Below are 21796 nucleotides of genomic sequence, written 5' to 3'. Positions count from 1 at the left end.
GATGGCACCCATTGCGGTGGACGACATTCCGGAGGGCGACGAATGGGGCTACCAGCTGAAGTGGGATGGCGTGCGGATCCTAGCGCTTGTAGAGCACGGCAAAGTGACGCTCATGTCACGCAAGCTGCTGGATAAGACGGCCCTGTATCCAGAGATTACAGAATGTCTGCGCAGCGGGTTTCAGCAGCGCCTGCTGCTGGATGGGGAGGTCATTTATTTCGATCCGGAGCAGGGACGGCCGGTGTTTCAGAAGGTGCTGCAGCGCGAGCGCTCCAGAGTCGCTGCCGCCAAGAATCCCCGGCTCACCTATGTTCTGTTTGACCTGCTGATCGAAGGTGAAGAAGATCTGCGTACGCTGCCGTATGAGCAGCGACACGCTCGTCTCCAGGAGCTGATGGCGAAGCAGCCTGGCCTGCTGCTGTCCGAGCTGTTTCGTGATGGTCCCCGCCTGTGGGAATGGGCACAGGAGCGCGGCTGGGAAGGCATCGTCATCAAGCGCCTCAGCGCACCTTACCGCGAAGGCAAGAAACACAAGGATTGGCTGAAAAAGAAGATTGCACTCACCGTACAAGCCAGCTCACCCGGAATCATTCTGCGGGAAGGACGGGTCGCCAGTCTCGTTGTACTGGGTGAAGACGATGCCTATATCGGACGAGTCTCCCTCGGGCTAACCGAGCCGCTGAGGCGTCAGCTGCTCTCCTTTGCCCAGCAGCATCCCGGGCCGCCGCGCTGGTCACCATCGCCCGCGGCTGGGCGCAAGGAGCAGATCCAGTGGCTCAGCCTGCCTCTAAAGCTTACAGTCACCTTTCTGGAGTGGAGTCAGGACGGTATGATGCGTCATCCGAAGCTGCTGCATTTGGAAGGGCTGGAGCCGGAATGAGGAAGCAAGTGAAAGGCTTGCTGAGGATTGAGGGCCACGACATCGTGGTTACGAATCCGGACAAGCCCTTATGGCCCGAGGTCGGCATTACCAAAGCCATGTATTTGCAGAAGCTGACCGCCCTCTCTCCATTTCTGCTGCGCTACACGTCCAATCGGCTGCTCACGACCATCCGCTATCCGCACGGGGCTGCGGGAGAATCCTTTTATCAGAAAAATGCGCCTCAGCCGCGTCCCTCCTTCGTCCAGACCGCCGTTCATGAGAAGATTAACTACGTGCTGTTGAATGGCCTGCCCGAGCTGCTGTGGCTCGGTAATCTCGCCGCACTGGAGTTTCATCCGTCGCTGCACGTTGCCGGCAGTACACTGCCGTGCGAATGGATGATTGATCTGGACCCTTCACTTCCTGAGGAGCCGCGCATCATGGAAGCAGCCAGCCTCGTAGGAGAGCTCCTCCGCTCGCTCGGCATCCAGTCCGTTCCCAAGACGTCCGGGGCTACCGGCGTGCAGATTATCGTGCCGATTGAAGCCGGGCTGACCTTCGAGGAGCTGCGCAGCGCCGGACAGTTTCTCGCCCAGTATGTATCCCAGAAGCATCCCGAGCTGTTTACGGTAGAGCGGCTGAAGAAGCACCGCGGCAACAAGATTTACTTCGATTATCTTCAGCATTACAGCGGACGCACGCTGGCTGCTCCCTACACTCCCCGCGCGCGTCCCGGTGCCACAGTCTCTACACCCTTGACCTGGGAAGAGGTGAACCGGAATGTCTCGCCTTCCTCCTATCATTTGCTCAATATCGAGGAGCGGCTCCAGGAGAAAGGGGATTTGCTGTCTCTCCTCCCTCCTCAGCCGCTGGCTCCCCTTCTGGGACATCTGCGCAAGAAGCAGACCTGATCTTTCATAGAAAAAAAAAGCATCCTGCATACGCGCCAAACGCGATATGCAGGATGCTTTCTTGTTAGTGGATATCCTTCTTCTTGAACCGTCCGCCCTTCACATCGTGAATATTACCTACAGCGAGGAAAGCTTGGGAATCCCAATCCTCCACGATGGTCTTGAGCTTCGCTTCCTCCAGGCGCGTAATAACGGTGAAGATGACCTTCTTGCTGTCGCCGGTATAAGCGCCCTCGCCATCCAGGTAAGTCACTCCGCGTCCCAGACGCTGGGTCAGGGCATCCCCGATCTCCTTGTAGCGGTCGCTGATAATCCATACCGATTTGGACTGATCCAGCCCCTCGATCGTAATATCAATCAGCTTGAACGCCAGATAGTAGGCAATCAGAGAGTACATGGCCCGGTCCCACCCAAAGACGAAGCCGGCGCTGCCCAGGATGAACAGATTGATGAACATCACAATCTCTCCGACCGAGAACGGCAGCCTCTTGCTGAACAGAATAGCTACGATCTCGGTGCCGTCGAGCGATCCTCCAGAGCGGATGACCAGACCGACGCCAATCCCCAGGATGACACCCCCGAAGACGGCTGCAAGCAGCGGATCAATCGTAATGGGAGCCACCGGATGCAGCAGATACGTTCCCAAAGACATAACCAAAACGGCAAAAAGCGTAGAAAGCGCGAACGTCTTGCCAATTTGCTTATACCCCATGAACAGAAAGGGCAGGTTAAACAGCGTCAGAAAGATCCCCAGCGGCAGTGAGGTTGCATGGGATACCATGATGGAGATGCCTGTAATTCCGCCGTCAATAATGCGGTTCGGGACGAGGAAGATTTCCAGACCCACAGCCATAAAGCCCGCACCCAGGGTGAGAAAAATGAGCCGCCGCAGCAATCTCGCCCACATCGACTTGGCAGGCTGCTTCTCCGGCTGCACCGGCGTCTTCGCGGCAGGTGACACCTGCTGCTCGCGCGGCGGTGGTGCCGGCTTGGACAAGGATTTCAGTTCACTGGACATATGATTCCCCCGATTCTTAACCCAACGGCCGTCTCGCGGCCTGTCATGTAATATGTTTATTTTATCACATAACCTTGCGATATAGAAAAGGAGGAGGTGAAACAATATTCACCGCCTCCCGATAATATAAAGTGATCAGCCCTTCCTTACAGCATGGGAGACAGCATGCGGCAGAAGATCTCCGCCGCTTTTTGCGCGCGTCCCCGTTTGTGAAAGGCCTCCTCGTCAATCTCCTTACTGTGCGTCAGATCCTCCTGAAAATCAGCTACCAGATGCCCGATCGGCTGCGGATCGAACATGACCGCCGTCAGCTCAAAGTTGCAGAAGAAGCTCCGCATATCCATATTCGCCGTTCCTACCGAGCCCAGCAGGTCATCCACGATGAGCACCTTCGCATGGATGAAGCCTTTTTGATATTCATAAAATCGTACGCCAGCCGTAATCAGATCCTCTACATACGAGAGTGAAGCCAGCTTGACGAGTCGTGAATCCGCCTTGTCCGGGATGATGATGCGCACATCTACCCCGCTGACAGCCGCTGTCTTGAGCGCTTCAAAGATGCCTTCATCCGGGATGAAATAGGGCGTTGTGATCCAGATGCGCTCCTTGGCTACCGAAATAGATCCGAAGCACATCTCCTGAATTGCGTTCCAGTTCAGATCCGGACCGCTGCTCAGAATCTGCACCTGCTCATCCCCCTTGCATTGATGCTTGGGGAAGAGAGCCATATCGACGATTTTTTCACCGGCAGCGAGCCGCCAGTCATGCAGAAAGACATTCTGGAGAAAATAGACCGCGTCCCCCTGTACCTCGAGATGCGTATCGCGCCAATAGCCCATATCAGGGTATTTGCCCAGATAATCGTCACCGACATTAATGCCGCCGAGAAAGCCGACCGTGCCGTCCACCACGACAATTTTGCGGTGATTGCGGTAATTGATCCTCCGGTTCAGCACAGACACCATCGCAGGAAGGAAGAAGTGAAACTCTACGCCCGAATCCTTAAACCTGCGGATGAATGAGCGCTTCAGCTTGTAGCTGCCCAGCCCGTCACAGATGAGGCGGACCTTCACGCCCTCCTTGGCTTTGCGGATCATGACATCCTGGAACTTCGTCCCGATTGAATCATGCCGAAAGATATAAAATTCCACATGGATATGCTCCTTTGCCTGCTCCATCGCGTGAAGCATCGCAGCAAAGGCCTCTTCCCCATCCGTCAGCACCCGGGTCGTATTGCAGCCCGTAATCGGCGTCTCGGACAAGTGATTCAGCAGATTGAACAGCCTCAGATTGTGCTTGAATTCAGGGTTATGCATGCCGGATACCTGATCCACCACCGCTGCGCGGTCCCACAGATGGCTCTTGATTTCACGGAAGAGCCGGGTGCCCCGGTTGCGGATTTTGAGCCGCTGCCTGTAATCCTGGGCAATAAAGTAGTAGAGAATGAAGCCGAGCAAAGGCAGGCAGAACAGAATAAACATCCAGGCCACCGCCTTGGACGGGTTGCGGAATTCCAGCAGCAGCACAGCCGCCATCTGAAGCACAAACGCAATGAGTGCAAGCAGGAGCCACATAACGGCAGCCTCCCAACGTCTAAGTATAATGGTTCCGTCCTGCAGTCCATGTCTTTTACAGCATTGACCAGGAGGAGAGTGATTTATTCAATACATACCCAATCTTCCCGGTAACTGAATACACCGCGATCCATCCCGGGATTTGCTGACATGTTTCCACGTCCTCCGGAATAGATAAAGAATAAGAAGCCGTCCAAGCATTGCCATGCCGTTTGCTATGAAACCGGGCGGTGCAGAAAGGGGTGCTCATGAAACGAAAGCCGGGAAAGCAGCCGTTAACTCTGCTCGTGCTGCGGGATGCCCAGCAGTCCGTGCGTCAGATTCATTTGTCCAAGCCCTTGATGATCCTCGTTCCGGCCGCTGCCGTTCTCTCGATAGCCGGTCTGATTCTTACGATGCACATACAAGCTGAGCGTACCGTCTCCGGGCTGGAGCGCCAGCTGCTATTGAAAAATCTGGAAGCCTTGCGCATGGAAATCACGGTTACAGATAAGGATGAAGCGATCGAGCGGTTAAATCAGGCCATTCTTCAGCTATCCAGTGAAGCGGCCGAAACTGAAGAGCAGATGCAGCGGGTCCAGGAGCTGGAGGCCGAGCTGCGGCAATTCATGAAGCGTCACGGATACGATCCGGACGACATTACATCCCTGGAGTCTTCAGGCGGCATGGGCGGCGAATATGTTGCAGTGCACGAGTCTGAAATGCTGCAGCTGGCCGAAGAGACTCGGGATGATTTCGAACGGGTGCGGCAGCTGATGTCTGTCATGGAGCAGGCCATCCCCCGGGCTCTCGACAGCGCGGAGCAGACTCGCCTGAAGCGGGAGGCCACGCCTTCCCTGTGGCCGACGAAATCCCGCACGCTGACGTCCAGCTTCGGCTATCGAACCGATCCCATCAATGGAAGAACCGCCTTTCATGCCGGTATCGACATTACCGGTGACACCGGCGATCCCGTATATGCCGCCGCAAGCGGGACGGTCAGCGCCGTGGAAAGGAGTGTCATCCGGGGCCGCTACGTCATTGTCGATCATCCGGACGGACTCCAGACCTGGTACGTTCATCTGGAATCTGCTGCCGTTCAGGCCGGGGACTCCATTACCCAAGGCGATGTGCTCGGCCGGCTGGGAAGCACCGGGCGCAGCACGGGCCCGCATCTGCATTTTGAAGTCGTGAAGAATAACCGGACGGTAAACCCGCTGGAATATGTGAAGTAAATGCAATGGATTTGAAGGAGGATGAATACACATGATGAGATCCAGGAAGAAGTCAGCACGGCGATCCCAAGGCCCCGCCACATTGATCAGTCAGGGAAGCCAGGTCGAGGGCAAGCTGATCTGTGAGAGTGATCTTCGGATTGACGGACAGTTTCAAGGAGATATTGAAAGCACGGGAGAGGTAACGATCGGAGAGCTCGCTGTAGCGCGCTCAAATATTACGGCCAAAGAGGTGTTCATTGCCGGAAAGGTGTATGGCGACGTGGCAGCTGAGGAAAGACTGACGATTACACGAACTGGACAAATGTATGGGGATGTGGTGGCCTCCTCCCTCATCATTATGGAGGGCGGGGTGTTAAACGGGGCCAGCCGCATGGAGCACCAAGCTTCTTCGGGGGATTCCAGTACAGCTTCCGATGCTCGCCATTTGCCGCAGCCGGAAGCGGGATAAGACTTGAGAACTGTTGGAGGATGAAGCAGCGAGCAGGCCATATGACGGGGTCATTCAAGGCTCGGGCCTTGATGTCCCCGGCTGGCTGCTGGCTATGGAGGATGGATCCTGACATTTTTGGGCGGCACATTCTTCGCAGAGTCCAATCGGAATATTATGCTTGAAATAACCGGTACGAAAAATTTTTCCGGACTGGTTCACGACACGGCAGCAAACAATGCAGTACATGTTCATCTCATCCATTCGGACCGCTTCCTCTCCGGGTCGTTTGTCGGATTGACTCGATACATATTGTATCATACTTAAAAATGTATATAAACCCGAAAAGTTTGTCAACCCGCAGTTAGGTCTTTTTGCCTGAGTGGGAAGAAATAGGGTCTTAATATAAAAAAGACAGCTGCCTCTCCGGTGCAAAAGTCCGGTGCAAAAGGCAGCTGTCTTCTATTTCGTCATGCCTGTCTGCTCCTGCAGCAGACGGCTGAATCTGCCCTGCCGGTCCTGTGCCAGCTGGCGGTAGCCCCCCTGCTGGATAACAGCCCCCTGCTCCATGACTATGACCTGATCCGCATTGCGGATGGTGGACAGGCGGTGGGCGATCACAACAATTGTCATGCTTCCTCTCAGGCTCTCCAGTGCAGTCTGGATCAGCCGCTCATTCTCTGTGTCCAGAGCACTGGTCGCTTCATCCAGCACGAGCAGAGTCGGGCGCTTGAGGATGGCCCGGGCAAGAACGATCCGCTGCCGCTCTCCTCCGGAGAGGCGGATTCCCCGGTCTCCAATGACCGTGTCCAGCCCCAGCGGCAGGCTGCGTACGAATTCCTCCGACGCGGAGAAACGCAGCGCTTCCCACAGCTCTTCCTCCGACGCATCCGGTGCCACCAGCTTTAAGTTATGGCGAATGCTCTCATGGAACAGGAAAGGGTCCTGCGGGACGTATCCGATGCCCTCCCGGAGCCGGTGCAGCTGCTGCTCCTTTAGCGGGATGCCGTCTACGAGGACCTCCCCGCTTTCCGGCGGAATCAGGCCCATGAGCAGATCCATCAGGGTGCTCTTGCCCGCGCCGGACCTGCCGACGATGGCTGTCATTTGACGGGCAGGAATTTGAATGTTGATATCGCGAAGGGCATAGACGGGGGAGCCGGGTTTATACCTGTAGCTGACGCCGCGGCACTGGATGCCCTGCGTCATGTGCAGCTTCTCCTGTTTCCCCTTGTTGTCTTCCTCGCCTCCTGTCCACTCCCGCTCTTGTCTAAGCTCCTGCTCCAGCCGGCGCATCGCGGTAAAGGCGGGTATGTTCGTGACAAGCTGCTCGGACTGTGACTGAATCGCAATGAAGCGCGGCCATAGCCTGGAGAAGATCAGCACGATCAGGATCAGCTTCTCTGCCGGGGTATGCAGCATTTCGATGGACACATAGATAAATCCAGCGATCAGCAGCACCGAGGACAGGCGGTAGATGAGCTGGGACTTGGAATTAATATCTCCGAACGTAATAAAATTGGTCTCCATTTGACGGGAGAGCCTTGCGAACCAAGAGGTATGAAAGGGCTCAAGACGATTGCTCTTGATATCCTTAATGCCGCTGAAATGCTCCTGAATCCCGGCAAAATAATACTTCGACAGCTCCGTCGTCTGCTCTCCCACCCGCTTCGACCCCCGAATATATCTTCGCCCGAACAACGCCAGCGCAGCACCCGAAAGAAGCACGAAGGCGGTCAAGAGCGGCGAAAGCCAGAGGGCAAGACCGATCTGAATCAGTGTGAACAGCCCGGCTGTAATCATGCTCATGAACAGAAATACTCCTTGATTGACCCTTCCCAGCTCATTGGACATCATGTGGTGAAAGTCCGATTTGCGGCTTCGGAGGAAGAACTCCCACCTTGCATACAGCAGTCCTTCATACGTTTCCATCCGCATCCGGCGGATAAAGCCCTGCAGCATGCGCGTACTAAGCAGGCTCTGCAGCCGGGTGAGCATGGCTTGCCCTCCCAGAATAAGCACATACAATGCTAGTACCAGGAGCAGGCTCAGCTCGGTGAACCAGCCTTCCAGCAGGGTCTGCACCCCCGATACAAGCGGCCAATCGTTCCAGGCCTGCTGCTCCAGGAGGCCGATCATGCCCAGCAGCGGAATCATGAGATACAGTCCGAGTCCTTCCAGCAGGCTGATTACCAATACAAGCGTGATATTCAGAACCAATCTAAAGCCGGAAGCTCTGTACAGCTTGGCGATAAAATACATCAGATCCTTCAAGACAACAACTCCTTATACGCCGGAGCGTTCCGGCTTGAGGCCTTTACGAGAAGGCTGCTTTGCAAAAATGCCCACGACAGCATACAGCTCATGCCCTTCAGCTCCGGTCACCAAATAAGAGCCGCTGCGCAGCCAGGCATGAGCGGCCATACGGCCCTGAGCATCTCGGCCGCTTCCCAGGTACAGGGTGCTCTCCACACCGCGCCGCTCCAGCATGACCATGGCTGCTACCGCTTTGACCAGACATTGACTCTCCCACCAGGTATAGCGGCTCATACGGTGTACCGCTTTGGATACCTGCTTCAGCAGCCTCAGCTCCTGCTCCGTGCACGGAGCTGCCGAGGTCTCCTTCATCGGAGCTCCCAGCGAAGCGGACACCTTGGCGAACGGAAGCAGCTTGAAGATTCGGCCCCAGGCCAAGCAGAGATAAGCCTCGGCATGCAGCATTTTTACGGAAAGGGAACTGTTCAGAATGCGCTGCAGCTTTGTCTTTCTCCTCATGACCCCGACTTCACCTGAATGAGGCCTTCCTCAACCAGCTGGGTGACAAAGGCCTGAACCTGCATATCACACACCTCGCGCTCAATATCGTATTCTGCGACCAGCTGATCCACGATCAGAGACAGCGAGATCGGCGCTGCCGCCAGCTCCCAGATCCGTCCCCCAATGTTCCCCAGGTTGTAGTACTTCCCGTTCTGTATACTCATCATGACCTTCTCGCCGTCCATGTCACTGACCAGAAACCCTTCCTTCTGTACGATCAAATCTTGCGATGTCATCATATGGCTCTTCATCTTTAATTCCTCCCCGCGAATGGATTTTTGGACAAGGCCTGGAGACGGCGCCAGGACCACAGCACCGGCCGAAGCACGTAATACAAGAAATGGAGCTCCCGTGGAAGCGGCAGCTGCATAGCATCTCTGGAGTTCGGAAGCAGCTTGTTTCGGAAATAAGCCGCTCTTTGTTTTCCGTCCATAAGTGCAATCAAGTAACGGTTATAGTGCCAGGCTACGCTTTTTTCCGGGACTGGATTGAGCTGAACGATTCGTTCAATGTAATGAAGCGCCATGGCGGCCAGCTGCCGGCTCTTCGCGCTTTTCATGAAGGGATGCAGCTCTACCGGAATCCGGACGTAGAACAGTGCCGACGCCAGAATCCAGGCCTGCCCCGCATAATGCTCCCCTCCCTGCTCCCGTAGATGATGCTCCAGGAGAAGAGCGTCTACGCGCGGAGTCAGCTTGACTATATCCATCAGCCAGCGGAGACGGAACCAGCCGTGCCTGGCCCCGTGGTCAGTCAAATACCCGAGCAGATCCTCATGCCCCAATCCGTATACGGTCTGCCCGGACACCGAGATGGCGCTGCGCCGGGACCAGAGCTGATCAAAGGAATACGCTTTGCTGAAGTGCGGATTGAGGCGCCAATGGATCTCCACCTGAGCCGCGTGCGCCGCATGCTTTAACGAAACATGGTGACTGGTCTGCTTCCAGTTCGCCAGGACACGCTCCTCTTCCGGGATGTACCCGAGCTCCTTCAATACTCCCTCGGCTTTCTCGACCTCGTCGGGATGCAGCAGCAGATCCAGATCCTTGGAGGTCCGAAGAGACACATCCCCATACAGCTGCATCGCAAGAGAAGGTCCTTTCAGAAACAGGCAGCGGATTCCGGACTTCTCCAGCGCGGCCTGAATGGTGCTCATCTCCCGGGTCAAATGCAGCATCTGGACTGTATTGCTCTGGTACTGCCGGCGAAGAGCTTCGAGAATGTCATCCGGAACCAGCCGTTTCGGCAGCTCCTTCAGCCGCAGATAGACGCGCGGAAACACCCGATGATGCATGGCCAGCCGGACCAGCAGACTCCAATCCAGCTGCGGCGGACATTGCCGGACCAAGGCTTCTGCCGGTACCTCCTCGCGCAGCAGCCGCAGCATAAACACCAGCTCTTTGGGCATTGCAGAGCTGCTTCGTTCTAGAATCCCGCGGGTTTTCAACGTAAACACCTCCGTAGGTATCATGACAGGGTAGGCACCGGCTCTCGCAAGCCTTGATTCATACCGGGACGCCCCACCGAATAGTAGACGAGCCCGGTTTCAGCCAGCTGCTCTTCCGTGTAAATGTTCCGTCCATCAATCAGGTAAGGCCTCTTCAGCCAGCTCTCAATTTGGGCCGGGGAAATATGCTGGAATTCGCTCCACTCGGTCAGAATGCACAGGGCATCACATTCACGAGCAGCGTCCGCAGCCTCACTGCAATACTCCACGCCGTCCTTCCCGAACTGCTTCCTGAAGTTATCTGCCGCGACCGGGTCGTAGGCTTTCACGCGCACCCCCCGCTCCAGCAGCGCCGAGATAATCTCAACAGCCGGGGCATCCCGCACATCATCCGTCTCCGGCTTGAATGACAGCCCCCAGATGCCGATGACCGCGTCCTCCATGTTCTCCAGCAGCAGATCGAGCTTACGCACGACGTTAAAGCGCTGATCGCGATTCACCTCAACGACGGATTTCAGCAGCTTGAAATCATAATCCATCTGCCCTGCAATCTGAATCAGTGCCTGGGTATCCTTAGGGAAGCAAGAGCCCCCGTACCCGATTCCCGCCTTCAAAAAAGAAGAACCGATGCGCTTGTCGAATCCCATTCCATGGGCGACTTGAGTCACATCGGCTCCTACCTTTTCACATATGTTGGCAATTTCATTAATAAAGGAGATTTTGGTCGCTAAAAATGCGTTGGACGCGTACTTGATCATCTCGGCACTTCGGATATCCGTAATGACAATATTTGCGGTCAGCCGCTCATGAAGCTGTACCAGCTTGTCGGCTGCCCTTACACTGTCGGTCCCGATAATGATTCGGTCCGGATTCATCGTGTCCATGACCGCTGTACCCTCCCGCAGAAATTCCGGTACAGATGCGACGTCGAACTCCTCCCGGGTTCTTGCGGCAATAATCTCCCGGATTTTCTCGTTCGTGCCGACCGGAACCGTACTCTTGGTTACGACTACCGTATACCCGCTCAGCGATTCCGCAATGTCCACCGCCGCCTGCTCGATATAGCTCAGATTCGCCTGGCCATTCGGCAGAGAAGGCGTTCCTACTGCGATGATAACCAGCTCCGCCCCTTGAACAGCGTCCGCGGTGTTCGTCGTAAAGCTCAGGCGTCCCTGGTCCAGATTATCGACAATCAAGGGCTGCAGGCCCAGCTCGTAGATGGGAGCTTCTCCCGCCTGAAGGCGTTCGATTTTCTCTGCCACCTTATCCACGCACACCACCTGATGCCCCAGCTCTGAAAAGCATACTCCTGACACCAAGCCGACATAGCCGGCTCCAATCACTGCAATCTTCAATGGATTTCACTCCCCAGCGCCATCATAATAATTTCTTCCCAGTGCACAGCGAGCCGGACAATATCATCCTCAATCAGCTGGCTGCCGGTCTGTACCTCGATAATCTCCATATCTGTAAACCCCTTCAGGCTATGCCGGGCCTCAGCCGGGATGACGATCACATCGCCTTTACCTACTTTGGAAGCCACGCCGTCCAGAATCATTTCTCCTTCGCCGGATATGACCGTCCAGACCTCGCTGCGCAGCAGATGGTACTGGTAGCTCAGATTGTTGCCTGCGGTCACGCAGATGCGCTTGGTCAGCACCTCATACCCTCCCGGATACTTGATATAGTCGAGCACCCGGTACCGGCCCCAGCGCCGTTCCTCGTACATGGGACGCTGGTCCCCGAAGGAAAGCACCTCCTTGATGCGCAGACTGGCATTTTTCTCCGACACCAGAATGCCGTCCGGACTTGCTGCCACAATCAGGTTCGGGGCGCCAATGACCGTAATCGGGATGTCCAGCTCATTAATAATATGCGTGTTGAAGGAATCATCCGTTAACACACCCTTGCCGACCAGAGGCGTGTGAATCTCTTCGGTCAGCATATCCCAGGTGCCGAGATCCTTCCAGATCCCGTGGTACGGCAGCGCGACAATCTTCTCTGCCCGCTCCACGATGGCATAATCGAAGCTGATCTTCTCCATTCGGCTATATTGGCGAAGCATTTCTTCATATTGAATCGGGAGGCCGCGGTCCAGCAGCTGCTGAATGATATAGCCCAGCCGGAAAGCAAACACGCCGCAGTTCCACAGCGCTGACTGCTGAATCAGCCCGCGGGCCTGCTCTTCATCCGGTTTCTCCGCAAAGTGGCTGATTCTCACATAATCCATTCCCTGCTCGGTCACAGCATGCTCCCCCGGCACCATATAGCCGAATTTAGAAGAAGGGCGGTCCGGCGCTGCGCCAATTAATCCAAGGTCCGCGCCAGTGTCCTTCAGCAGCGGCTCCAGCTCTTTGACCTTCTGGAAGAAATGTGTCTCCACGTAGGGATCCACCGGCAGCACGGCCACGATCTCATCGAGGCTTGCCCCCTTCATGGAATATAAATAGCAGGCAGATAAGGCAATCGCCGGGAAGGTATCCCGGCGCTCCGGCTCGACAATGATCTCCAGCTCATAGCCCAGCTGACTTTGCAGCAGCTCCACCTGAGATTTGCCTGTAGCTACGGCGGCGGTGGATTGAAGCTGCAGCTCCCCGAGCTGGCTCCAGACACGCTGCACCATGGACTGCGGCTGTCCGTCAGGTCCTTTGAGCACCTTCAGAAACTGCTTCGATCGGGTCTCATTCGACAGCGGCCATAAGCGGTTCCCGCTGCCTCCGGACAATAGTATCATTTGCACGTTACCCGCTCCTTTTCACTTCTGTAATTCGGGCTGGGCCCGGTTGGGCATGCAGCATGCCCTCAATGACTCCCTGCATCCGGCGGATAAATACGTCCTCACTGAAGGCCTGCGCATGTCTGCGTATGGCGGCCGGGTCCCAGGCTTGCTGTTCAAACCGCTTCATGGCTGAGATGAGAGAGTGTACGGACTGCTCTTCAAAGAACAGCCCCGTCCTGCCTGCAGCCACTGTGTCCAGTGCTCCGCCTTCGCGGTAGGCAATGATTGGCCTTCCACAAGCGTTTACCTCCAGCGGCGTAATCCCGAAGTCCTCCATTCCCGGAAAGATCAGCGCCTTGCAATGCTGCATGCGGCGAACGACCGTCTCATCACTTTCTCTGCCCAAAAAGGTTACCGTCTCCCCAGCCATCTCCTCCAGCCGCTTACGGTCCGGGCCATCCCCGACAATCAGCAGCCGCTGCTTCGTTCTCGTGCATGCCTTCACGGCAAGCTCAATCTTCTTATAAGATACGAGCCTGGACACTACCAAGTAGTAATCTCCCGGCTTGTGGTCACTGATCTCAAAGCGGTCAATATCAACCGGGGGAAAAATAATATGTGCTTCTGCTCCATAGTGGCGGCGAATCCGTTCCTTCACAGTCGTCGAATTGGCGATCAGCCGGTCCACCTGCCTGGAGTTCCGCTGATCCCAGATTTGCAGCGGATAGGTCAGCCATTTGGCCAGCAGCTTTAAGGCTCTGGGTACCTTTACCCCTTCCATATACGACTCGAAGCTCCACGCAAAGCGCATCGGAGTATGGCAGTAGCAGGCGTGCAGCGCTCCCCGTCCTTTTTGGACTCCCTTGGCATAAGCACTGCTGGAGCTGAGGATCAAGTCATAGCCCTCCAGATCCATCGACCTTACAGCAAAGGGATACAGCCAGAAGAACAGCTTGAATTTGCTGAATATACCGGGAATGCCTTGCATCCAGGTGGTCCGGATATCCGCATCCTGAAGCTCCGGCAGCAGCTTGCTGCGATCCATTATCGTTGTATAGATCGGCGCATCCGGAAACATGCGGTGCAGCACCGCTACAACCCGCTCCGCGCCCCCCATCTGGTTCAAATAATCATGCACGATGGCCACCTTCAGCTCTCTCATCACATCATCTCCTTTACCGGATGATGCTCCAGCTGTTTTCCACTGGCTGTATGCAGCAGCTGATGATATACCTGCTCTACCTTATCCGCGGTCTGGGTAATACAGAAATGATCGATGGCACGCTGCCGGCCGTTCTCACTCAGCCGGGACCACAGCTCGGGGTTATCGAGCGTTAAGCGAACATATCGGATCAGCTCCGGGACATTTCCGGTTTCATACATGAAGCCGCTTTGTCCATGCTCAATAATCTCCGGCACGCCGCCGCCGTAAGTCCCGATAACCGGTGTGCCTTGGGACATGGCCTCAATCACGACTCTCCCGAAGGGTTCTTCCTTCGAGCATAATAAAAGGAGGTCCGCTCCGCAACAAATTTCCAGCACATCGTCCCGGAAGCCGGTAAATCGAACCCGGCTGCTCAGACCCAGGCTCTGCACCCGTTGCTGCAGCTGCTCCAGATAACGCTCGTTCTCCGGTCTGAATTTCGCTTCGCCGACAATCCACAGCACCGCATTCCGACCCTCCTGAACCAGCGTGGAAAAAGCCTCAATGGCATCCTCCTGCCTCTTCCATGGAGCAATCTGACCAATAATAGCAAGTACCTCGACATCATTAGCGGCTCCAAGCTCATGGCGAACCTTGACACGTAGACGCTGCCGCTCCTCCAGGCCCAAGTGCTGCAGCTCCACACCATTATGAACCAGGTGATAACGCTCCTCCCGGCCCTGTCCCTTCATTTCCTGGAGAACAGGATTAGAGATGCCGATCAGTGCCTGTGCGCTGCGGGAAGCGAACCAGCGGATCAGCCTGCCCATCCAGCCCTTGGGCGGCAGATCCCGCACATGCCATACGACCGGGAGCCTGTGCAGCCACCGGAAAGAGCCTGCCATGATCCCGGCCCGGATGGAGTTGGCATGAACCAGCTCTGCCCCGCTGTGCCTGAGCTGCCGAGCCAGCTTCCAGCCGGCACCCAGCATCCCCAGCAGATCGACGGCAAGCCGCAGCGGATTGCGAGTCATTCGGGCCCGATAGCTCGGCAGCGGCTGTACGTCCAAGCCAAGGCTTCGCGCCCTGTCCAGCAGCTCGCCTTCCGGAGCGAACAAGACCGGCTGGGCCTGCTTCAAATGCCGGGCCGTTAACAAGAGGCTGATTTCTGCGCCGCTGATCATGCTTGTATGGTTATAGAATGCGATTTTCATGGCCGAAATGTCCTCCTCTTCTGAATTTCCTCGGCGAACACGTCAGTCACCGCTGACGCCACCCTGCTCCAGGTATAGCGCTCCAGAACTTTAGCGCGGCAGGCTTCTCTAGAGGGAAGCAGCGCCGGGTGATCCAGGACGTCGATGATTTTGCGGCTGATGGATTCCGCCGTGCCGTCCGTGAACAGCAGTTCCTTCTCCACATCCTCCAGAATCTCCCGCGTTCCACCGTAAGGGGTTCCCAGAACCGGCGTTCCACAGGCCAGGGATTCAACCGTAATCAGTCCGAAGCCCTCCAGCGTCTGTGTCGGTACAATGCTGATATCTGCAGCCTGGTAACAGCGGACCAGCTCCTCGTTCGAGATGCGCCCTAGCAGCTTCACATGCGCCGAGAGATCAAGCTCGTGAATCATATTTTCCAGCTCTGTACGCAGCGGTCCGTCACCCCCAATCCACAGGACGGCATCCGGATGGTGCTGGATCACCTCCCTCATGGCATAGATCAGGCGGTCGATTCCCATCCGGCGAACCAGACGGCGGATGCAGAACAGCACCGGCTGACCTGCAGCAAAGCCCAGCTCCGCGCGCAGTTTCTCCCGATCCGAAGATGGCTGAAACAGCATATGGTCTACCGCGCCGGGGATGATATGAATCTTGGACTTGTTTATGCCGTACGTGTTAACCAGCACATCCCGAAAATACTGGCTCAGTACAATAAAGCTGTCGGAGCGGCGGTATGTAAGCTGCTCTACCTGTTTTTTCAGCCAGAACCTGGCTTCGTTCATCAGACCCGTCTTCGCATTCTCCTCTACCTTCGACTCCATAGCCCAAGGGCCGTGGAAGTGCGTCACGATGGGAACGTGCAACGGAATCTGCTTTCGCGTCACCATCGTGGTATAGAAGGCGAAATGCGGATTGAATACATCCGGCTGAAAGCTTCGAACTGCCTGGACCGCATGCCGCTGCACCACTTTCATCCGATTCAGGAAATGATTGATCCGAATCTCGGAAGCGGCATTGTCGATGCCGCGCTCCTGGGGCAGCCGGGCATCTCTCGGAGCAACCACTATGCCCATACCCCGATGGCCATACTCACTCATTGCCCTTGTATAATCGGCAAAATACCGGTTAAGCCCGCCATGCTGAATATCTATCCAGCCCATGCCGGTCGATAGTACATTCATCGCTCGCTCACTTCTTCCATTGGATTTAGCTGATCAGTGTATTCTGGTAAATCTCAAGAGTGTCTCTAGCTACCCGCTCGACGCTGTAGTACTCCAGCCCCTGCGATGCTTTTGTCCGGTAAGCGTTTAGAACGTCAGGATATTTCAGCATAGCCATAATTCCTTTGGAAAGCTCCTCCGCCGATTTGGGAGGTACGAGCAATCCGTAGTTTCCATAATCAAGCGTTTCCGGAATACCATCCACTTCGGTTGCCACAATAGCACAGCCGGCTTCCCGGGCCTCGATCAGCACAAGTCCAAAGGATTCTTTATGTGAAGCAAATACGAAAATATCAGCCGCCTCCATAAACACCTTGGGATTTGCTTGGAACCCGAGAAAATGAATCCGATGACGATAGCTCGATCTTTGAGCTTGAAGCTCGAACTCCAGTTTGTCCGGACCTTCACCGATGAGATATAAATGAGTGTCCTCATATTCCCCGGCAACAATATTAAATGCTTCAATGAGCTCGGCAATGCCTTTCCTTCGATACATCCCAGCCACGGTTAGAATGGGGATGCCCTCCAGCACGACCTGATCCACGCTGCCGTTTCTTCTGCTGCCCACTGTCCCGTTACGAACCACATGCAGTTTGTTGGCTACAATTCCTCTGCGCTGCATGGACTCCGCAACAGCTTGACTTACAGCAATCACCGAATCTCCCACCTTCATGACAGTGGCGCTCTTTTGAAACTCATTGTGAACATGGGTAATGATTTTGTATTTGTGAAAGCCTTTCAGCAGCCGGGAAAGCAAGGCGCCGGTCATCATATGCGCATGAATAATGTCAGGCTGGAATGCCCTGAGCATTTTTCGGAAATGAAAAAAGGCCTGGAGCATCGGCACCGGCCTTCGAGTTTGATTCAGATTATAATGTGTGATTCCGTGTTTATGGAGCAGCTGAGTATACCCCCCCTCCCGCCGAGGCAACCGCTACATTGTGGCCGAGTCTGGCCTGCTCGCAGGCTAAGTCCACCATCACGTTGACAATGCCGTTCCCGCATTCTTTTACATAATTTGCGATATGCAAGATATGAATATGAATCACCTCGTCTCCGCCGCAGCGTGTACTTGTTTCATATTACGGATATATTTTCTGGAAATCATTAACGTTTGGAACGCATCCCGCATACCTTTGATCCCGCTTGTTCTTAATTTATTTGCTGTGATATGAGCGCCAGCGAGCAGGAGGAACATGTAGGCTTTCATCAAGGTTCGATCGGTCTGCCTATAACGTTTATATGTAACATAAATTCGTGAGGCTTCTTTAACGGGTCTGTAGTAATCCCGGTTCTCACTGGATGGAAAATGATGATTGACCGCTTCTTTACACAGATAGATTGTGTAACCAAGCTTTACAGCACGAGTAGTCAAATCCACTTCGTCATAGCCGTAAATAAGCTGTTCGTCAAACTGAATTTCCTTGAAGAGCTCTGCCGGGAAAATGGTGCTGTTGATCACGACGGTCTGGATGTTACCCTTCTCATACTCATATGGTTTACTCTGATGTCCCAGAAAAGATTGATTATTCGGATATACAAGCAGACCATGATTGAGTTCCAGCCCTGTGATAATAGCCTTATCCCGTTGGCCCTGATTTACAGCTTGGAGTGCTGCTAGTGCATTCCTTATAAAATGCTCCTGCATAACGACATCATCGTCCATAAACAGCAAATGTGATCCAGTAACTGCAGGAAGAATATGATTGCGGTTTGCACACAACCCTTTCTTCGGCCCATTCAAATATGTAACCGACGGAAACGCATGAGCAATCCATTGTCTTGTTTCTTCATTTGTACTGTCATCCGAAATAATAATTTCATGTGCGGGAATGGAAGAATTTAAAACCGATTGGATCGCTTTATGCAATTCTTTGGGGCGATTACGAGTGCAGATACAAACTGAAAGTTGTGAATTCAAGCTTTGCACCACCTAATAGTAGTAATAATCAACTAGGCACTATCTTTGGCAACAACTTTTTTACCTAGTTTTTTATTCCAAATCGTAGTAAATAACGTGTGAACATCCACTATATCCTCCCGTCTGGGAAGCATTAAACTAATGTTAAAATTTGAAATATGCTTATTGTAGCCATAATAATATACGGACAGCCTAATGATACTTGCTATAGTTGTTACAATTGCTGCACCTATAAGTTGCCAATTATCTAAAAACAACAACAATAATCCAACTGTAAACACGAGAACAATGAACTCTGTTTTAGTATTAATTAGTGTTCTTCCTATACCATTAAGCGCATTCTTATACGTGTTTGAAACACTATTTAACATTAAACTTGGCAGCATAATTAAAGCTGGTATAACTGCCCCTATAAATTCTGCTCCATAAATAAACGGAATCCCCACTGGAAGTAAAATCGCGAGGATAAATGAGCATGTTCCCATAATTAATATTGATTTGCGCACGACCTTCATAGCTCTCAAATGAATAACACTCCGCTCTTCGGCTGTAAGCATAGGTTGAAGAGTAATTCCAATCGTCGTTGCCACTGTATTAAGTGGAGAGATTGAACTTTGCGCAGTTGAGTAGATGCCTAAAACGGAAGGGTGAAGAAAAACAGACAACATCATTTGAGTTGAATTTAACGATGCTAGACCAGCTACACTGCCACCATGAGATTTTGATCCGTATTTGAAGGCACTTATCATTAATCTCCAATCCACTTGGGTTCCGATCATATTTTTTTGTATTATTTTCCGTATATTCAAGAGAAATATCACTGACCATATTGCAAATGACACATAAAGACCACTAAGGATATTAAAATTATCTGTTAAAAATAGTGCTGTCATGCAAATTGTAGTCATTACAGGCAGCGCCATTCTTATATAATTTGAAAATTTAAAGTCTTCTTCTCCAGCCAATGAAGCCATTAAAACATCCGTAAATGCAGCATAGATAATACCAATGAAATAGATGCGGCCTGCCAGCTTGATCTCTGAGCTATAATCTGACATCACCAATGGAACAATTAAGAATTGAGCGATGATTACGGCTATACAGCAAAAAAACACACTATATAATAGTAGTGTTGTGAAAATTATTTTTTTAGTACTTTGGTATGACTTCCAATAATAAAGAACCGTTTGATAAACACCAAAGCTTAATGCCCAATACAATAAATTTGTCCACATTGTTATAGCAATATATTGCCCTCTTCCCTCTGCACCTAACCCTCTTGCAAGCAACACACCAGACAGTATCGTTACAAGCATTATGACAAATTGGCTGCCGAATGTATTCACAAGATTGGATAGCCTATTAGTTCCTTGAGTTTTACTTTGCATATTTTAACTCCGAAGAATATTCCTTAAATAATTCTAAATACTTATCCGCCATTATAACCCATTGATTTTTCAACGCCACGTTTCTTGCTTCGAGAGACATTTTACTTAATTTATCAGGGTTATTAATCAGTTGCTTGATCAGCTGACTTAGTTGTTCCGCATCATTGGGATCATTCAATAAGAGAACCGAATCTTCTGTCATCAAATCGACAACGCCGCAACATGTACTCATAATGACAGGCAAGCCAGTTGCAAGTGCTTCCAGAATAACAAGTGAAAATGATTCGTAACGTGAAGGGAATATGAATATGTCAGCAAGAGACATTATGTCTGCAATATCTTTTCTGTATCCCAAAAAATGCACCCTATCCTTGATACCCAACCTATTAGCGAGTTCTGGATAATTAGTGTGATTAGCATCTCCAAGTACTAAAAGTTCAAAGCCATCGACTTTAGAAATAGCATAGAGCACTGTTTCAAAATTTTTTATACCTGACTTTAAGTCACCTGCAAATAATCCATATTTCTTATGCTTGTTAAGTTTGTAGTTTTCCCTATCAAGAAGTTTAGGCGAAAACTCGTCGGTATCCACTCCGTTATGAATGACAGAAATCGCAGTTTTATTAACTTTCGCATCAACTTGGAGTTCGTGCTTAACTTGACTTGATACAGCGATTATATGTCCGGTTTTTTTAAACGCATATTTTTCAAGAACTGCATTTAATTGATTGTAAAAGAAGTGATAAATAGTCCTTAAATTTTTCTTCCTGCGAATTGGATGGTATTTAGAATTTGCCCAAGTACTATGCACCAGATGAACACAATTAATATCTGATTTTGCATAAGTAATGAACCCATTCGCTATAATTAGGTCTGCACGAGCTTTATGTGACCAGATCAACAAAGCTGACACTATCGCAAAATATTGATTTTTCAATAAATTTGACGGTATTCCATTCGCGGCAATTCTAATCCACGTAACATTAGGGTGCTCATGTAAATCTATTGACAAATCTGATGAAATAATCGTAATTTTATATCCATGCTCAAGTGCTTTCTTAACCACTTCATAATTAACCCTTCCCTGACCATCTCCTTTTTTTACACAATGTGTCACAATACAAATGTTCATATGCTCACCTCGTTTCGAATCAATTTTTTTTGAAAGAGATCATTTTCTTTAATTGTATGTACGAGCATGTTCGCTATTTTTTTATGACCATGTTCATTAGGATGGAAATGATCCTCAAAATAGTCCGTCCATTTATCTAATACATGGTGACTATCACACATAAAGACGCGGCAAGTAGAACTATTCAATTCACATATTTTTTTTGTAACCTCTCGATATTTACTCATAGAATCCGATGAACCAGGAAAATATTTTTGATCTACATCACTTGGAGATAGAAAAATAATGTTTGTACTTGGACTGTTAGTTAAAATTTTAGATACGAAATCATTGGAGTAGTTTTCAAAGTCGCTTATATTCATCCAAGGAAGCCCGCCAAAAATTTTAATAAGTGCGACTTTAGTTCTCCAACGGATAGACGACTCAGTTTTCTCCATGAATCGGCGTAGCTTACTTCTCGAATAATACGCGCGCGGGTCCATCCACCCTGGCCTTCTCCACCTTTTGGGTAAATATCTTAGATACTTTTTTTGTTCGCGAACAATGGATTCAGTAATTCCATGAGCAATAATTACAATATCAGGTTGAAGACTAATAATCTTCTCGGAGTATTTCTCTAAAGATTCATTAATTTGCATTGCACTAGCTCCAAAGTTAAGCACATTAACTGGAATTGAATATACCTCTTGAAACTGTTTTTTGATCAGGTCGGCATAGCTACTCTTAGTTCGAATTACTCCTAATCCTTCCGTAATTGAATCTCCTATACATACAATGAGCAT

21 protein-coding genes are annotated in these 21796 nt (G+C 51.9%); 4 read left to right on the top strand and 17 right to left on the bottom strand.

The annotated features are described in order from the left end of the window. The first annotated feature begins 1 nt into the window (after position 1). Together ACH6EH_RS12645 and ligD are read left to right on the top strand one after the other, a co-directional pair. Complete coding sequence (locus tag ACH6EH_RS12645) at positions 2-880, top strand: ATP-dependent DNA ligase (RefSeq protein WP_397332562.1); 879 nt, start codon at positions 2-4, stop codon at positions 878-880. Next, positions 877-1773 carry a non-homologous end-joining DNA ligase gene (gene ligD, locus ACH6EH_RS12640; RefSeq protein WP_397332561.1) on the top strand — a complete coding sequence of 299 codons (897 nt, stop codon included), beginning with the start codon at positions 877-879 and terminating at the stop codon, positions 1771-1773. The genes ACH6EH_RS12645 and ligD overlap by 4 nt, the downstream gene beginning before the upstream one ends. 64 nt (positions 1774-1837) lie before the next feature. Here the strand turns inward: ligD and ACH6EH_RS12635 are convergent, their stop codons facing one another. After that, a complete protein-coding gene (locus ACH6EH_RS12635) occupies positions 1838-2791 on the bottom strand; it encodes a YitT family protein (RefSeq protein WP_397332560.1) in 954 nt (317 codons plus the stop codon). 146 nt (positions 2792-2937) lie between these two features. Continuing rightward, positions 2938-4365, bottom strand: coding sequence for a cardiolipin synthase (cls, locus tag ACH6EH_RS12630; RefSeq protein WP_397332559.1), 1428 nt, complete (start codon positions 4363-4365; stop codon positions 2938-2940). Between the two features lie 248 nt (positions 4366-4613). On the opposite strand from cls, the gene ACH6EH_RS12625 reads away from it, so the two are divergent. Both ACH6EH_RS12625 and ACH6EH_RS12620 read left to right on the top strand, forming a co-directional pair. Then, a complete protein-coding gene (locus tag ACH6EH_RS12625; RefSeq protein ID WP_397332558.1) occupies positions 4614-5579 on the top strand; it encodes a M23 family metallopeptidase in 966 nt (321 codons plus the stop codon). A 31-nt stretch (positions 5580-5610) separates the two neighbouring features. Then, positions 5611-6030 (top strand): bactofilin family protein, encoded by a 420-nt coding sequence (locus ACH6EH_RS12620; protein WP_397332557.1) that lies wholly within the window; start codon positions 5611-5613, stop codon positions 6028-6030. A gap of 54 nt (positions 6031-6084) precedes the next feature. Here ACH6EH_RS12620 and ACH6EH_RS12615 read toward each other — a convergent pair whose 3' ends face one another. From ACH6EH_RS12615 to ACH6EH_RS12545, 15 genes are all read right to left on the bottom strand, one after another. Then, the gene (locus ACH6EH_RS12615; protein ID WP_138226842.1) at positions 6085-6273 is read right to left on the bottom strand and encodes a hypothetical protein; all 189 of its coding nucleotides are present in this window, start codon (positions 6271-6273) and stop codon (positions 6085-6087) included. 198 nt (positions 6274-6471) lie between these two features. Beyond that, positions 6472-8283: an ABC transporter ATP-binding protein gene (locus tag ACH6EH_RS12610; RefSeq protein WP_397332556.1), complete on the bottom strand. Its 1812-nt coding sequence runs from the start codon at positions 8281-8283 to the stop codon at positions 6472-6474. Positions 8284-8295: 12 nt separating this feature from the next. Then, a complete protein-coding gene (locus ACH6EH_RS12605; RefSeq protein WP_397332555.1) occupies positions 8296-8784 on the bottom strand; it encodes a lasso peptide biosynthesis B2 protein in 489 nt (162 codons plus the stop codon). Further along, a complete protein-coding gene (locus ACH6EH_RS12600; RefSeq protein ID WP_397332554.1) occupies positions 8781-9065 on the bottom strand; it encodes a lasso peptide biosynthesis PqqD family chaperone in 285 nt (94 codons plus the stop codon). Before ACH6EH_RS12600 ends, ACH6EH_RS12605 begins: the two co-directional genes overlap by 4 nt. 14 nt (positions 9066-9079) lie before the next feature. Beyond that, the gene (locus ACH6EH_RS12595) at positions 9080-10282 is read right to left on the bottom strand and encodes a nucleotidyltransferase domain-containing protein (protein WP_397332553.1); all 1203 of its coding nucleotides are present in this window, start codon (positions 10280-10282) and stop codon (positions 9080-9082) included. 11 nt (positions 10283-10293) lie between these two features. Beyond that, a complete protein-coding gene (locus tag ACH6EH_RS12590) occupies positions 10294-11628 on the bottom strand; it encodes a UDP-glucose dehydrogenase family protein (protein ID WP_397332552.1) in 1335 nt (444 codons plus the stop codon). Continuing rightward, the gene (locus tag ACH6EH_RS12585) at positions 11625-13013 is read right to left on the bottom strand and encodes a sugar phosphate nucleotidyltransferase (protein WP_208203239.1); all 1389 of its coding nucleotides are present in this window, start codon (positions 13011-13013) and stop codon (positions 11625-11627) included. Before ACH6EH_RS12585 ends, ACH6EH_RS12590 begins: the two co-directional genes overlap by 4 nt. 1 nt (position 13014) lies before the next feature. After that, complete coding sequence (locus ACH6EH_RS12580) at positions 13015-14154, bottom strand: glycosyltransferase (RefSeq protein WP_397332551.1); 1140 nt, start codon at positions 14152-14154, stop codon at positions 13015-13017. Then, the gene (locus tag ACH6EH_RS12575) at positions 14154-15350 is read right to left on the bottom strand and encodes a glycosyltransferase family 4 protein (protein ID WP_397332550.1); all 1197 of its coding nucleotides are present in this window, start codon (positions 15348-15350) and stop codon (positions 14154-14156) included. The genes ACH6EH_RS12580 and ACH6EH_RS12575 overlap by 1 nt, the downstream gene beginning before the upstream one ends. Continuing rightward, a complete protein-coding gene (locus ACH6EH_RS12570; protein ID WP_397332549.1) occupies positions 15347-16534 on the bottom strand; it encodes a glycosyltransferase family 4 protein in 1188 nt (395 codons plus the stop codon). The genes ACH6EH_RS12575 and ACH6EH_RS12570 overlap by 4 nt, the downstream gene beginning before the upstream one ends. 25 nt (positions 16535-16559) lie before the next feature. Continuing rightward, the gene (locus ACH6EH_RS12565) at positions 16560-17504 is read right to left on the bottom strand and encodes a glycosyltransferase (RefSeq protein ID WP_397332548.1); all 945 of its coding nucleotides are present in this window, start codon (positions 17502-17504) and stop codon (positions 16560-16562) included. A gap of 114 nt (positions 17505-17618) precedes the next feature. Further along, the gene (locus ACH6EH_RS12560; RefSeq protein ID WP_397332547.1) at positions 17619-18503 is read right to left on the bottom strand and encodes a glycosyltransferase family 2 protein; all 885 of its coding nucleotides are present in this window, start codon (positions 18501-18503) and stop codon (positions 17619-17621) included. A gap of 23 nt (positions 18504-18526) precedes the next feature. After that, positions 18527-19810, bottom strand: a complete 1284-nt coding sequence (locus ACH6EH_RS12555; RefSeq protein WP_397332545.1) for a lipopolysaccharide biosynthesis protein — start codon at positions 19808-19810, stop codon at positions 18527-18529. A 61-nt stretch (positions 19811-19871) separates the two neighbouring features. Next, on the bottom strand, positions 19872-21014 hold the full coding sequence (locus ACH6EH_RS12550) for a glycosyltransferase family 4 protein (RefSeq protein WP_397332544.1): 1143 nt from the start codon (positions 21012-21014) through the stop codon (positions 19872-19874). Continuing rightward, entirely contained in the window at positions 21011-21796 is a 786-nt protein-coding gene (locus tag ACH6EH_RS12545; protein ID WP_397332580.1) for an SGNH/GDSL hydrolase family protein, read from the bottom strand. Before ACH6EH_RS12545 ends, ACH6EH_RS12550 begins: the two co-directional genes overlap by 4 nt.

Origin of the sequence: Paenibacillus sp. JSM ZJ436, assembly GCF_044383795.1 — a bacterium.
GTDB lineage: Bacteria > Bacillota > Bacilli > Paenibacillales > Paenibacillaceae > Paenibacillus_AQ > Paenibacillus_AQ algicola.
Note: the sequence above shows the minus strand (reverse complement) of the source record. Positions and strands in the feature narration are given on the sequence as shown.

Coding starts and splice junctions, on each gene's coding strand:
- ACH6EH_RS12575 (WP_397332550.1), bottom strand. CDS start 15,350: ATGAAAATCGCATTCTATAACCATACAAGCATGATCAGCGGCGCAGAA.
- ACH6EH_RS12620 (WP_397332557.1), top strand. CDS start 5,611: ATGATGAGATCCAGGAAGAAGTCAGCACGGCGATCCCAAGGCCCCGCC.
- ACH6EH_RS12580 (WP_397332551.1), bottom strand. CDS start 14,154: ATGAGAGAGCTGAAGGTGGCCATCGTGCATGATTATTTGAACCAGATG.
- ACH6EH_RS12545 (WP_397332580.1), bottom strand. CDS start 21,796: ATGCTCATTGTATGTATAGGAGATTCAATTACGGAAGGATTAGGAGTA.
- cls (WP_397332559.1), bottom strand. CDS start 4,365: ATGTGGCTCCTGCTTGCACTCATTGCGTTTGTGCTTCAGATGGCGGCT.
- ACH6EH_RS12605 (WP_397332555.1), bottom strand. CDS start 8,784: ATGAGGAGAAAGACAAAGCTGCAGCGCATTCTGAACAGTTCCCTTTCC.
- ACH6EH_RS12555 (WP_397332545.1), bottom strand. CDS start 19,810: ATGCTTGTAACGATACTGTCTGGTGTGTTGCTTGCAAGAGGGTTAGGT.
- ACH6EH_RS12615 (WP_138226842.1), bottom strand. CDS start 6,273: ATGGATGAGATGAACATGTACTGCATTGTTTGCTGCCGTGTCGTGAAC.
- ACH6EH_RS12645 (WP_397332562.1), top strand. CDS start 2: ATGGCACCCATTGCGGTGGACGACATTCCGGAGGGCGACGAATGGGGC.
- ACH6EH_RS12570 (WP_397332549.1), bottom strand. CDS start 16,534: ATGAATGTACTATCGACCGGCATGGGCTGGATAGATATTCAGCATGGC.
- ligD (WP_397332561.1), top strand. CDS start 877: ATGAGGAAGCAAGTGAAAGGCTTGCTGAGGATTGAGGGCCACGACATC.
- ACH6EH_RS12635 (WP_397332560.1), bottom strand. CDS start 2,791: ATGTCCAGTGAACTGAAATCCTTGTCCAAGCCGGCACCACCGCCGCGC.
- ACH6EH_RS12550 (WP_397332544.1), bottom strand. CDS start 21,014: ATGAACATTTGTATTGTGACACATTGTGTAAAAAAAGGAGATGGTCAG.
- ACH6EH_RS12600 (WP_397332554.1), bottom strand. CDS start 9,065: ATGATGACATCGCAAGATTTGATCGTACAGAAGGAAGGGTTTCTGGTC.
- ACH6EH_RS12625 (WP_397332558.1), top strand. CDS start 4,614: ATGAAACGAAAGCCGGGAAAGCAGCCGTTAACTCTGCTCGTGCTGCGG.